Annotated in this window: 17 protein-coding genes and 1 pseudogene; 5 read left to right on the top strand and 13 right to left on the bottom strand. The window is 56.2% G+C overall.

The window, feature by feature from the left end; all coding sequences use genetic code 11:
- The 6 genes from C4Q27_RS00780 to C4Q27_RS00805 all read right to left on the bottom strand — a co-directional run bounded on the left by C4Q27_RS00780 (position 1) and on the right by C4Q27_RS00805 (position 5,510).
- Complete coding sequence (locus C4Q27_RS00780; RefSeq protein ID WP_096010339.1) at positions 1-603, bottom strand: hypothetical protein; 603 nt, start codon at positions 601-603, stop codon at positions 1-3.
- The gene (locus C4Q27_RS00785) at positions 603-1,187 is read right to left on the bottom strand and encodes a hypothetical protein (RefSeq protein WP_104886264.1); all 585 of its coding nucleotides are present in this window, start codon (positions 1,185-1,187) and stop codon (positions 603-605) included. The genes C4Q27_RS00780 and C4Q27_RS00785 overlap by 1 nt, the downstream gene beginning before the upstream one ends.
- Positions 1,188-1,203: 16 nt before the next feature.
- Positions 1,204-3,927 (bottom strand): phage tail tape measure protein, encoded by a 2,724-nt coding sequence (locus C4Q27_RS00790; protein ID WP_104886265.1) that lies wholly within the window; start codon positions 3,925-3,927, stop codon positions 1,204-1,206.
- Positions 3,928-3,983: 56 nt separating this feature from the next.
- On the bottom strand, positions 3,984-4,289 hold the full coding sequence (locus C4Q27_RS00795) for a hypothetical protein (RefSeq protein WP_104886266.1): 306 nt from the start codon (positions 4,287-4,289) through the stop codon (positions 3,984-3,986).
- 140 nt (positions 4,290-4,429) lie between these two features.
- Positions 4,430-5,365 (bottom strand): BRO family protein, encoded by a 936-nt coding sequence (locus tag C4Q27_RS00800; RefSeq protein WP_256599926.1) that lies wholly within the window; start codon positions 5,363-5,365, stop codon positions 4,430-4,432.
- Positions 5,343-5,510 carry an Arc family DNA-binding protein gene (locus C4Q27_RS00805; RefSeq protein WP_104886267.1) on the bottom strand — a complete coding sequence of 56 codons (168 nt, stop codon included), beginning with the start codon at positions 5,508-5,510 and terminating at the stop codon, positions 5,343-5,345. Before C4Q27_RS00805 ends, C4Q27_RS00800 begins: the two co-directional genes overlap by 23 nt.
- A gap of 110 nt (positions 5,511-5,620) precedes the next feature.
- On the opposite strand from C4Q27_RS00805, the gene C4Q27_RS00810 reads away from it, so the two are divergent.
- The 3 genes from C4Q27_RS00810 (at position 5,621) to C4Q27_RS00820 (ending at position 7,424) form a co-directional block, all read left to right on the top strand.
- Complete coding sequence (locus C4Q27_RS00810; RefSeq protein WP_158666111.1) at positions 5,621-6,061, top strand: helix-turn-helix domain-containing protein; 441 nt, start codon at positions 5,621-5,623, stop codon at positions 6,059-6,061.
- Positions 6,062-6,169: 108 nt separating this feature from the next.
- Positions 6,170-6,859, top strand: a complete 690-nt coding sequence (locus C4Q27_RS29600) for a DUF4145 domain-containing protein (RefSeq protein ID WP_104886269.1) — start codon at positions 6,170-6,172, stop codon at positions 6,857-6,859.
- A 217-nt stretch (positions 6,860-7,076) separates the two neighbouring features.
- Positions 7,077-7,424: a hypothetical protein gene (locus C4Q27_RS00820; protein WP_256599927.1), complete on the top strand. Its 348-nt coding sequence runs from the start codon at positions 7,077-7,079 to the stop codon at positions 7,422-7,424.
- Positions 7,425-7,797: 373 nt separating this feature from the next.
- On the opposite strand, the gene C4Q27_RS00825 is transcribed toward C4Q27_RS00820, so the two are convergent.
- Positions 7,798-8,226 (bottom strand): hypothetical protein, encoded by a 429-nt coding sequence (locus tag C4Q27_RS00825; protein WP_104886271.1) that lies wholly within the window; start codon positions 8,224-8,226, stop codon positions 7,798-7,800.
- Between the two features lie 99 nt (positions 8,227-8,325).
- Positions 8,326-8,718 carry a hypothetical protein gene (locus C4Q27_RS00830; protein WP_104886272.1) on the bottom strand — a complete coding sequence of 131 codons (393 nt, stop codon included), beginning with the start codon at positions 8,716-8,718 and terminating at the stop codon, positions 8,326-8,328.
- A 189-nt stretch (positions 8,719-8,907) separates the two neighbouring features.
- Between C4Q27_RS00830 and C4Q27_RS00835 the strand changes: the two genes are divergently transcribed.
- Entirely contained in the window at positions 8,908-9,207 is a 300-nt protein-coding gene (locus tag C4Q27_RS00835; protein WP_104886273.1) for a hypothetical protein, read from the top strand.
- A gap of 83 nt (positions 9,208-9,290) precedes the next feature.
- Here the strand turns inward: C4Q27_RS00835 and C4Q27_RS00840 are convergent, their stop codons facing one another.
- Both C4Q27_RS00840 and C4Q27_RS00845 read right to left on the bottom strand, forming a co-directional pair.
- Positions 9,291-9,707 (bottom strand): hypothetical protein, encoded by a 417-nt coding sequence (locus C4Q27_RS00840; RefSeq protein WP_104886274.1) that lies wholly within the window; start codon positions 9,705-9,707, stop codon positions 9,291-9,293.
- Entirely contained in the window at positions 9,704-10,180 is a 477-nt protein-coding gene (locus tag C4Q27_RS00845) for an ImmA/IrrE family metallo-endopeptidase (RefSeq protein ID WP_104886275.1), read from the bottom strand. Before C4Q27_RS00845 ends, C4Q27_RS00840 begins: the two co-directional genes overlap by 4 nt.
- Positions 10,181-10,747: 567 nt before the next feature.
- On the opposite strand from C4Q27_RS00845, the gene C4Q27_RS00855 reads away from it, so the two are divergent.
- Positions 10,748-10,936, top strand: coding sequence for a hypothetical protein (locus C4Q27_RS00855; RefSeq protein WP_104886277.1), 189 nt, complete (start codon positions 10,748-10,750; stop codon positions 10,934-10,936).
- A 167-nt stretch (positions 10,937-11,103) separates the two neighbouring features.
- Here the strand turns inward: C4Q27_RS00855 and C4Q27_RS29605 are convergent.
- The 3 genes and pseudogenes from C4Q27_RS29605 to C4Q27_RS00870 form a co-directional block, all read right to left on the bottom strand.
- Positions 11,104-11,184: pseudogene (locus tag C4Q27_RS29605) on the bottom strand (phage tail protein); the annotation flags it as partial.
- Between the two features lie 3 nt (positions 11,185-11,187).
- Positions 11,188-11,484: a DUF1799 domain-containing protein gene (locus C4Q27_RS00865; RefSeq protein WP_104886278.1), complete on the bottom strand. Its 297-nt coding sequence runs from the start codon at positions 11,482-11,484 to the stop codon at positions 11,188-11,190.
- A 17-nt stretch (positions 11,485-11,501) separates the two neighbouring features.
- Positions 11,502-11,885 carry a phage tail assembly chaperone gene (locus C4Q27_RS00870; RefSeq protein ID WP_104886279.1) on the bottom strand — a complete coding sequence of 128 codons (384 nt, stop codon included), beginning with the start codon at positions 11,883-11,885 and terminating at the stop codon, positions 11,502-11,504.
- Positions 11,886-11,888: the final 3 nt, after the last annotated feature.

Consider the following 11,888-nt stretch of genomic DNA (forward strand, 5'->3'; position numbering starts at 1 on the left):
CTATTTCTCGTAGGTGAACGTCGGGGCGTCCTTCTTGGAGCCCCAGTAGATGGGCCATTCGGACATTTGAGCGATGGCGTAGAAGAACCGGTCACCCTGGTGCCGGGCCCGGTGGTTCTCGTCGGTAAAGCGTTCGGTACCGGTGCGGCTCCACTCGGCCATCCGGTCAACGATCGGGACGGTGATCTTGTTTCCGTCCTCGCCGTTGCCGGCGTAGGAAAAGGTGGCGGCGTCCATGCGGCCGGAGAACAGGATGTCGGCGGCGTAGTTGCCCTGCTCGTCGAACACCACAAACATCAGCTTGCCAGAGCGCCCGCGGCAGCCCCGGATGTTGGTCTCGGTGATGATGTAGCTGTCCAGGCCGGTGAGCGCTAAGTCGATCGACATGGGCGAGTTCGAGTTGTCGCTCTCCTGCGACTGCCCTACCTCGCCGAACTGCCCTACCCCCAGATACGTGATACCGCCGATCACCAGGTCACCGGTGCCGGTGTGCGCGTAGACCGGGCCATCCTCGAAATCGAGCTGACAGGCGTACACGCTCAAGAATTTGCCCGTGGCGATGATGTCGACCACGCTCTGGCTGAACGGGAATGTCGAGGGCATCAGAAGGCCTCCCTGAACTGGTAGCTGCCGTTCGACACGGTCTGGCGCACGGTCATGCTCCAGGTGTCCTGGGTCATGCGCATTTCGGAATACGGGTTGAGGTATTCGATGGCCGAACCAACCGCCAAGGTTTGGCGAATGCGCTTGTTCACCTGCACCACAGCCTGTCCCTGGGCGTTGGTCACGGCCGGCTTGATGACTTCGAACATCTCGCCGGCGATCGTCATGTAATCCCCGACCGAAAACATCTGAGCGTTTGGAATGGCGCCGCCGACCTGGATAGAGCGGGACTGCGACGGGCCACTGACGACCTTCAGCGCCCCCACACTGTTACCGCGGCGCCGAGTAAATGCCGGCACGTTGACCGTGCCGAACATCCCATCCAGTTCGCCCAGGAGCGAAGACAGCTGCCGCTCCTGCTTGCGCGTGAGCAACCCGAACGTAATGGTGCATTGCCAATAGGCGCCCGGCTGCCCAACGATCTGCTGGGCGTTCGAGAGGGTCGATGTGAAGGCGCGGCTGTTGTTGACTAAGCCCCACGTCATTTCAGACGGGCGCAGCGATGCCGGCCATTGGATAGCCATGCAGTACTCCTTCTTGCTATCGGTTTCGGGCGATAAGCTGGCGCGCCGGCCCGTTCATCTTGAGGTCGCGCAGCACCAAGTTGTAGCCATCCTGCGCGCCCTTCTGTGCGGCCTGCTGGATTCGGGCCAGGGTGGCGTCGTCTGCAGTACCTTGGACGCTGATGTGCTGAACGATCCCCGGCGCCGAACTGGTCGACGCCTCGGGTTGGCTAGCAGCCATTTGCGTAGCGGTCGAGGCTATCCGCGGCGTCACGAAACCGCCGGAGGCGTAACCCCTGACGTTCAGCCCCTCCAGGTAGTTGCGCATGCCTGGCTGAGCCACTACCTCCTTGCGGAGGACGAATTCACCGCCGTGCACAACTCCCTTCGGCTCGAACTTGCCGCCATCACCCGTATAGCCGCCAGTGGAAAGCTGCCTCAGCGGCTCACTGAAGCCTGTCATTGTGCCCTGCCCGAGCGCCTGAGTACCGCCGGTCATAAAACCAAACGCATTGCCCAAGAACCCAACAGCAGCTTGCCTCACCTGGATGCGGATCAGATCCTCGATGACCCCATCGGCGAAGTCCTTGAAGGACAGCTTCCCGGTCTTCACGAAGGTGACGACCGAGTCTTCCATGCTGGAGAAGGCGTTGGTGAATAGGCTTCTCGTCTGCCCAGCGACGTTGCGCGCTTGCTCAAGGTAGGTGTTGAACGCCGCCCTTGCGCCAAGCGACCAGTCGGATTGCTGCTCGTCGACACGGAGGTAGTATTGCTCCTGCATAGCCAGGCGTTGATCCAAAGCGTTCTGCAGCGCCGCGTTTTGCTTCTGGTAAAGCTCTTCGCTGATCCGCCCCTCGTTGCGCTGCTGCAACAAGTTGTCCATTTGCTGCTGGTACTGCTGCTCGATGCTGAACCGTTCTTCAATGCGCTGTCGTGCCTGGTCTCCCAAGCCCGCACCGGCCAGGCTGTTGTTCAGCCCTACGGAGGACCTCTGCAATTGGCTGTTCAGGTTGGCCTGGAAGGCTGCGAGCCTCTGCGCCTCCTCCGTGGCCACCTTTCGCAGCTGCATCTCCTTTTCCAGCTCGGCGTTCTTCTTGAGCTGATTGGTGATCTGCTGCTGGTTGGCTAGCAATGACCTCTGCTCGACAGTCAGGATCTTCTTTTCCTTGATGTCGGCCAGCTGCTGCTCCCAGCGCACCAGGACTTGGCCAGCTTCGCCCAGCTTCTGCATCTGCCCCATCTGGACACCGATGAGGCCGTTCTGCTGCTGGAGCACCGAGTAGTGCTGGCGAGCCTGGTCGAGGGCCTTGGTGCCGGCGTCTTCGCGGTAGGCAGGTCCTTTCGGGCCTGGCTTGTCCTTGTACTGCTCTCGGGCGGCATCGCGAAGTTGGTTCAGCTCTGCCTCGGTGTACACACGACCACCGTCGCCAGCGGCAGACTTCTTGGCGAGTTCGTTGATTTCCTTGAGGCGGGCCGCCAGCTTGTCTTGATTGCTTGCGGTCGTCCGTAACTGGCCATTAAGCGTTTCCTGAGAAAGGACGGATTCGCGCTGGCGCAGCCGATAATTTTCCTGAGCCTGGTCGATGGCTAGCTGCGTTTTTAACTGGTCCTGCAAAGCATTGATGCGGCTCTGGGCTACCTCCCGCGCATCTTGGTTCTGTTTGCTGCGCGCAGCGATTGGGTTCTGCATGCGCTTATCGATCTCGGCCAGTTCCTTCTGGGCATCCGACAGCTGGCCGGCAATTCCCTGAGTTCGGCCGAAGTTAACAGCGGCGTCACCGGCGGATTTAGTTGCACCCCATACTCCGCGCCAAGCTTTCTCAATCCACCCAAGATTCTCAACAATCTCTTTCGATCTTGTATCGATGGTCTGGGCGTAGGTGTCAGTCAAGAGCTTGGCTGCGCCGACAGTGTCCCCCTGATCCTTGAGCGCTTGGATCTGGGCGTATGTGCTGGCCGTGAGGAAATTGTATTGATCGTTCAGCTCTCGCGCGGCAGCAACTGGGTCTTTGCCGATCTTCACAAAATCGGCAATCGTTTCCTCTACCGCGCGACCAGTCGCATCTTTCATCTGCAAAGCGGCAGTAGTGACTACACCGAAGCTGTCACCAGCAATTTTTCCGCTGTTCGCTACCTGCGCCAAAGCATCCGCGGCTGCACCTGTCGTGCCCACAGTAGTGCTGATCTGTCTTGCAAGATCAGCCATCGCCCCGACATTGCTGCCTGCGGCATTACCGCTAAGTACCAAAGCCTTCCGAAACTCGTCCGCTTCTTGCGAGCCTTTGTAGTAGGCAATACCCAAACCAGCTGCCGCCGCGCCTGCGACAGTGAATGGGTTGACCAAACCAACAGCGTAACCGCCCAACGCTCGCATCGCTGGCCCGATTCCGCCGAACATATCTTTCAGTTGTCCGCCCTGCTGTAGTAAAACGGTGAACGGGTTCATGCCGCCCTGGAGGGAGACTACGATGTCGGTGAACTGTGCAGGTACACCGCGCAGGGCGGCGGTATATGCCTTAGTCGACATTCCGGCCGCCTGTGCCTGGCGGGCGTACCTGTCCATGGACTGCTCTGCTGATTGAGTGCTTGATGCGAGATCCTTGATGGAGACGCCGGAGCTTTTTGCCTGGAGGCCAACGTTGCCTGTAGCGGCCCCAGCACGCTCCCCTGCTGTTGTTAGCTTATCTAGATCTTCCGCAGCTGAGACCGCCTCACCTGACTCGACTCTGATGCCGAGAACCGCAATATCACCCTGACTCATGGTTCCTCCAGGCGTAAAAAAACCCGCTCGAGGCGGGTTCCAGTTCCTTCATTTGCTCATTGGATTCCGCAGTTTATACGGTCCACTGAGGTTTCATTTTCCCCTTCCAGGGCAACCACATTTGTGCCATCCGGCATCCACGTGACGGTGTAGCGCTTAAAGCCAACATAGCCGCCCATGGCGTTCTTCGAGTTCACCTCGCCACACACCCAGCCATCCTTCTTGCTTCGCTCATTCCTGAACTGCGCAGACGAGGGGTCAGTGAGTTGCTCGGCAACCGCCTCGCGCGCCCGGTCGATATCGCTCTTCCCGCAGCCTGCCAGGACGATCCCGGCCAGCGCGACCAATGCCAAACGCTTCATGCGTGCCCTCCTTGTTGATGAGGGCAATCTACCATCGCGTCGTGTCAGCGCAAAACTGAGGAGCGCCGCTAAAAGAAAAGGCACCCGAAGGTGCCCTCTCGATGCCGCCTAAAATCCATATCGCACCATAGGCGCGACCACTAACCAACCTTACGCGCGATGTTGAAGCGGCCCCGAAGGTTCACAACTGCCGCCATCAAGAACTCGAACATGTCGGGAGTCGAGACTGGAATATCCCCGGGCGACATGACCATTCCCTTGATGAGGTCGCGCGTCGAAAGTACGCAGGCATCGTCAGCCACCTCTTCCACGCGCTGCTCGCCTATGTGGTCGAACGAGACCAGATAGCGCTTCTGTGGACCTCCGACGATCTGGACCTGATCACGCTTAGGCAGGAGCTCGCCCTCAAAGACGTAGGCCACCACGAAGTTGCAGGCATCCGAAAGGCACTCGGCCGGGATGAGGGCAGTGCGCTGAACATTGAACCGGCTGCGCAACCTACTTTTCATCGTGTGCCGGTAGCTCCGGCGCATGCTGCGCGGGAGGTCCATAGCCTTCTGGTCAATGACCCGGTCCAGCACAATCTCACCGCTGCTTCCGATAACCGCGCCGACAAGGTCGCCCATCGCGCTGTGCTGATCTACATATGCACCAGTCTTGCGGATGGCTGGCAGCACATCACCGGCAAGCCACATCTGGAATGGGAGAGCCTTGGGCTTGTCGGAGCGCCCAAGCACAAAATACAAGCCTTGCTCGGAAATCATCAGCGTTTGCTGGGTGCCTCCGGGGGTGTGCAACCGATGCACACCCTTCCAGGCATCGGGTACGTGCGACATTGCGCGGGAGGGCTTGTAGGTTTCCGCGTACTCCAAGGAGTCGAGAACATCCTGCGCGGCAAACCATGGCTCGCCATCGATCAGCAGCGTGCGCACCTGCTGCTTGCCGAAATTGAAAGGGACTACGTTTGTGCTATTATCGCCCATGACGTTGTTTTCCTGATCGATGACTGCGTTGATTCCCAAAGCCCTGGCCGTTGGCGCGACCGGGGCTTTTTCATGCCCGCTGTTTCTGCCCATCTTGCATTTCCTCCTCCAGGGATTTCCTCAAGCGGAATACGATCTCGCCGCTCAGGCTGCGCCCGTTTTCAGCTGCCCGCGCCTCGAGCTTCTGCCGCATCGTGCACAGCATGCGTACTGCAGTGGTGATCTTGCGGGTTGACATAGATGCCTCCTTTTTTGCGTTTTGTGAGTTTATTGCTTTTCTCAACCTTGTCAAACGCATTTTTGCTCTTTGTGAGTTTGTATTACTCTAGAGCTATTCACGAGGCCCCTATGAATACTGAATTCGCGACCAATCTCATTCGACTACGCGGCGAGAAAAACCTAACCCAGCAGGAGCTGGGTGACGCAAGCGGCGTTTCGCCTTCTCAAATCTCGAGATACGAGGCTGGCCAGGCCAAACCGCGGAAGACTGTACTCGGGAAACTAGCTTGTGCCTTGGGCGTGAGTGTCGATGAGCTGCAGGGCCAGCCTCTTGAGCCTAGAACCGTCACACTCATTCTTGAGGAACCAGGCGGTGAAGACATGCCCCTGACCATCGACCGATCCGCCTTTGAGCTGCTGCAGAAGGCGGCCAAGGAGACCGGAAAGCCTTTGGGTGACATTGTGTCGGATACGCTGCTCTGGGGACTGCAGATGATCAAGAGCAGCCCAGAATTCGCTGAAAGCCTGAAGCGGCAGATTGAAGAAAGCCGCAAGTCGGATGAGAAGTAATAACCAGGCCAAGCCAGGTTAGCAACCTTGACTGATGCAAAGCTTGTTAAATCAAGACTTTTCTTGCAGCACGGACAAATACCACCTCTATTTCCAGGATATGGTGCAATGAAGTACACCGAACCCTCGGCGGGCCTTGACGGATTCAACTGCCCATTTTGCTCAGCTTTCGCTCACATGAACTGGAGATTCCTTGTCGGTTACTCCCAACTTGGATACGCAGAAGCAGAATGTGCAAAATGCAAGAAGCGATCAATGTGGAAAGTGTATGAACATGAGACGCTGCCGAGTACTGGCCACATAGTACCAACAAAAGGTGACATGCTCTATCCGGACCACGGTTTCGCTCCTCCTCCGCACGACGATATGCCCGAAGAGGTACGAGAAGACTATCTAGAGGCTGCTAGTATCGCACACCGTTCGCCCAGAGGCTCTGCAGCTCTTCTCCGCCTAAGCCTCCAAAAGCTATGTAAACATCTAAATCAACCGGGCGAAAACATTAATGATGACATACGAAATCTTGCGACAGAAGGTAAGCTACCACCAAGCATCATCCAAGCAGCAGACACTGTAAGAATAACGGGCAACTGCGCAGTACACCCGAGTCAGATGGCGGAAGAAGACATCGACTTTGTGTCTGTAAGGCTATTCCTATTGGTTAACAAGATCGTAGCCAAGGCCATCTCCGAGCCTCGCGAAATGGCAGAAATTTACAAACTAACTCCAGAACAGGCCCGTAAAGCAGCGGAAGCAAAGGACAAAGCCAACCGAGAAAAGAACGCAGAAAAAAGCAAATAATAGGCCCCGAAAGCTACGAACAATATAAGATCAGCCATTAACAATAAGTGGATTCAACTCACAATATTTATCCGACCTGGAAGTCTCTCAACGTCGTTTGGAGGCCAGGCAGCGGCCAACCTGCGTCAGTCATTGCCCTACTAATTGTAGAACTGAGGTGACTTCTGTTTACTAACGGTTGATCCCGGTCCATCTGGGCGAGATTCTCAAGGAAGAGTTGCTCCATCCACTGGACCTCACTCCGACAGAGGTTGCCCGGAAGTTCCACGTTTCCGCTCTCACTGTCCTGGACATTGTGAATGAAAAGCGCGGTGTTACCGCTGATGTCCCGGCTTGCCGCCTGCTTCGATACCACGCCACAGTTTCGACCAATTTTCAATATGCCTACGAGATCCGACGGACCGAAATTGCCCACGGTGCCCAGATTGGACAGGTACAAAAAGGCGGTGCAAACCAGCTGAGCTTGGGCTCCACGTATCTACATAGCCACAATCAGCTAATGCCAAACACAAAGCCCGGCTCAGGCCGGGCTCTGTTGAAGTCATATGTCAGGGCCTTTTGCTAGCGCTTACCCCCCCCTTTATCTCCTCCGGCACCCGGATTCCCACCACGATCAACGTTCCCTCCTCGATCAATGTGTCCACCACGGTCAACATGATCGCTACCACGCACATCGTTTCCTCCGCGATGGCGATCGCCACTCTGGACATATCCGCCACGCTCGTTACCGCGTCCTTCGTTCTTAGTCTCCGGCATTTCCCTACCCTCTATTAGCGCCCTCTCTGACGCGCGTAGAAGAATAGCTAGCGTACATTTCGGCTATAGTTTTTTTTGAAACTAGAGCTATAGCTAGAGCTAAGGAGAAGAACCCGGCCCGAATACGGTAAACGAGCAGATCCATCGTTGCAAAAAGCCCAGCGCTGGGCCGTGCTTACCAATCAATGCTCTTGGGGAGACCAGTTGAACTTGTAGTTCAACGGAGGTAGTTCGTAGTGCTCTGCCAGATACAGGCCCAGCATCTCGCCTTCCTTCGCGTATGCCGCTGCTTTGTCGACGGTGGGATACCAGCTTACCCAGAGCGTGTCCAATGGGAACATCTTTTCGAACGATGCGAAGCTGAACCGCCATCCTGCCATGTGGCCGGTAGCGCCTTTCGTACGTGCACATCGAATGAATGCTGCAAGACGGCGCTTGAGGTTGTCCGACTCTCCGACAGTCAAAATACCGTTATCGTCAATGCCCACCGCTCGCGCGATAGCACGGTCTGCACAGATGATGTACACACCAGGTACTGCGGGCGCGCTCTGATAATGATCTACGAGCTTCAGCCACTCGGGCTCCCAGCCGTCCCAATTTTTGACTTTCATCGAACGCCTCCATTCTTAGAGGCAAAACGATATCACAGTCGCCACCCGCGCACGGTCAGATGCAAAAAGCTCAGCGCAGGGCTGGGCTTCGACCTGTAGTCATGCAGTGGCACCTTCGCTCTTTGCAGCCGCACGCTGGAAGATGAGTTGATCCATCACAAAGATCAAGGCGATTACGGACACCCAAGTGAACAGCAGAAAATCTTCCGTCACCAAGCTAGTTGAAAGACCTACACTCCCCAGCGTGTATTCACGTACGTACCCGATGCCAGGCAGCGCTACAAAGGCCACAACGAAAGAGAAGGCCAAAGATTCAAAGCGTACGCGCTTAGCCGAAATTGTATACCCACAGACCAAACACAGTAGTGTCAGGCTGGTGATAAGGTTGAGTGAGTTGTAGGGGCCGGAAGCAAGAAAAATAGAAACCGAACTTGCAGTCGCCGCGGCCGAAAGAGCCGGGATATCTGTTTTATTACTCAAAATGTTATCCATTTATATGCCAAAATCTCCATTGGGATGGTACCAGCCGCAACGCAAGCAAGGCAAATAGCCATCACCAACTAGAGCGTAATCGTTGGTCCTGTCCACCCATCCACCCTGGACGGAAACCCAGTACCCCGCCCCACCGCCGCCGTAGTAGCGTTTGGCCTTCAAGACGACTTGAGATGTTTGGAGGCTGAAGTGAAGATGCTCAAGAAGGTAATCCAGTTGATCCGAAACGAAAGCAAGCGGCCTTGGTCGGAGGTCAGTAGCTGGGCCCTGGCTCCAATTGGTGGCGCAAGCAAATTTATCGCATGGGCTCTAACACTGGCCGTGTTGGGTGTAATGCCGGGCCTGATCCAAGCTACAAACGAGGTTGGCATTACCGCTCTGGGTGTCGGAGCATACAGCGCAGTTGGTTTGATGGCATTGACCGCCGGCCACTTCAGGACTGTGGCCAAACGCTGCTTCGAGCTGCTCTACCAACGCCATTACAGATAATGCACTAACCGGATAACCAGCTTGGAAATGTAGCAGACACGCAAGAACATAAAGCCCAGCGCGGGGCTGGGCTTTTCTCTGGGTTATGGGCCTTTCATTGCATCCGTGGTTGCCTTGATGATCTCCTTTGCTGCCTCGACGCTGATTGGCAACGGAGCTTGCGGATCGTCCTGCTCCGGCTTGGGCCGATGATGGAAGTATCTGAGCAAAGCGATGAGCAGCAAGGTCGGCACAGTCGAAAGTGAAACAATGATTGGAATATCGCCAGTGGTATGCGGCCTTACTGACGCGAAGAAATACCAAAAACCCATAGTGAAACGGATGTTGCCAAAAAAAACGAAGCCCAGCAGCGCCAGATAGAAAACGATCACCAAGCCAACTGTCACGTTGGTCAGTCGTTTCTCCCATCGGAACCGCCAAGCCTCCTTTTTTAGGTAGTCGCTAATCAATCCTGGGTTTTCGGCCTCACCGCCTGCCAAATCATCACTTGTGCCAGTCATAGAAGCCCAATCGCTTTCAGCCTGAATTCCATTGCAGCTGTAGAAACACCAAAGGTACTGGCTAACCTCGAAAGGTCAGTGACTCGTTGCTCAAGCACCATGTGTTTCACCAATGCTGCCGGCATTAGAAGAGCTGCAGCAAACCTGTTGGCAGCGACCTCTTTGGGATCCCGGGAGCGCGCGCTGAATTGCTCAGATGTATCCCGAGGGGCGTCCAAGTCTCCATGAACGTGGTGGCCGATCTCATGAGCAATGGTAAAGCGTTGCCGAACCGGGGCATCCATCATGTTGTAGGTGATGAGTGGGTCACCATTGCGGTACATATAATGACCGCTTTCAGTGGCGCTGCCCCCGTTAAAGGGACTGCTTACCCGCACCTCAATGCCCATGGAGCGAGCAATGGCCTCAGGATTTACGGGGAGCCGACCATCCCAATGTGCCTGTAGGACGTCGTTTGCAGTGCGATACTCCATGCGGCCTCCTTAGCTTGATGGGTTCGTTCATCAAAAATGAGGCGCGATTCTGCACAAGTCAAGGCTAATCGTCAAATTTATGTTGACAGGCCTTATCGCCCTCGTTCTCGCGTGGACTATAACAAAATACTGATCATTTATACAGCAATCTGAGTATCCGGCTGGACGGATAGCCAGTAACCAGTCAATCCGGCGGTGTAGTAGCGTAATGATGCCAATACAGGGAGATCACCATGGCTTTCGTAACACGAGAAACGGCACGCTTCATCACGGAGACAGATAAACCTGGGAACACACACTGGAACACATTGTATGAGCCAGCAGACCGTGTTCCTGTCTCTGGGATTTATCGATGCGAAGGCTGCGGTGACGAAATCACCTCCAACGCCGGGGATCCTTTCCCTCCGCAAAATCGCCATCAGCATCAGAACCGATCTGCAATCCTATGGCGCCTCATTGTGCGCACTAGGACCAGCTGACCCTGACCAACCAACCGCTCCGGTCCATTGCCGGCAAGCCCATGGACTGGATAGCGTTTCTTCTAGCGCAATCAGTTAAGGATATCGAATGGCCACAACACTTGTTCAACTCAACCTGTCCCTCGCGCCCAAGGCGATAGTAGGGCTCGGGAATGGGACCAGCGCGAACCTGATGGTTGAAGTAGACCTCTTGGGCAAGCCGATCGGTGATTTTTCGATAAAGGAAATTGAGGAGCTCGCACGAGCTGAACTCAAACGGGTCGCTGCAACTGCCTGACTTTCTCATCTAAGGCAGCAATGCGGGCGGTTAATATCGCCTCATATGCTAGCCGCAAGCTCGACTCCGTCGTGAGTCGAGCTTGCAGCTCTTCAATCCTACGGTTTGCTTGTTTCAGCCCGTCAGCCGATGTTGAGCTCATTCAATGCTCCTATGGATTCACCGCTTCACTTCGCGTCCCGATGACGCAACACAAGGCGCGTCCGGTCGAGCCAGGGCCCGCCAAACACGATGATTTCTGATGGTCTCCACTACTCCGCCGCCTCGGCCATCACCGTCAGCGCTTCGTTCTCCATAACGCGCACGTCATCAAAGGTTTCGGACAGCTCGCGGCTCTTCAGACCGATCATCTTGGCGGTCCCGGGAATGGCAGCGTAATCGAGCCCTGAGGGCCCGCCCGGCCCCAGGCGCCATTGCGTGCCCAGCGCTTCGAACAGGCAGAAGGCAGGCCACGCATCCGGCCAGACCTCCACGTCGTCGATCTCGATGTCGTCCAGGGTAAGGCCCAGGAAGGCCAGCTGCTCGGCGGAGGGACCTTGCTCATACAAGGCCCGCGCCGCCGACTTCAGTTTCCCAGGCGGGCAGGGTTGTAGGCTTCCTGATAGGCGTCCAGCACGGCTTGCGGCGCGCCGACACAGGTGGTCACTAGGTCGAGGATGGCCTGATCGGTGAACTTGTCGTCGAAGCCCCAGCCGGCGGTGACGGCCTTGATCTGATCGGCCTGCAGTTGTACCTGGCCGGCAGTGAACTGCTCGAGACTTGCCCCTTCGGTCTTGCACTTTTCGGCGTGCGCTTCGAAAGCTTGGTTCCAGCCGTCGTACAGCTTGGCCAGGGCGGTGCGGTCGAAGTAGCGGAACGTGAACTCCACCGCAACCGAGTCGCTGCCCACGCGCGGGATCTTCACCTCGGCGCTAAACGTTGGGTTCTGAGCAATTTTGATCTTCGCCATGAG

This window comes from Pseudomonas sp. SWI36, from assembly GCF_002948105.1.
GTDB lineage: Bacteria > Pseudomonadota > Gammaproteobacteria > Pseudomonadales > Pseudomonadaceae > Aquipseudomonas > Aquipseudomonas alloputida.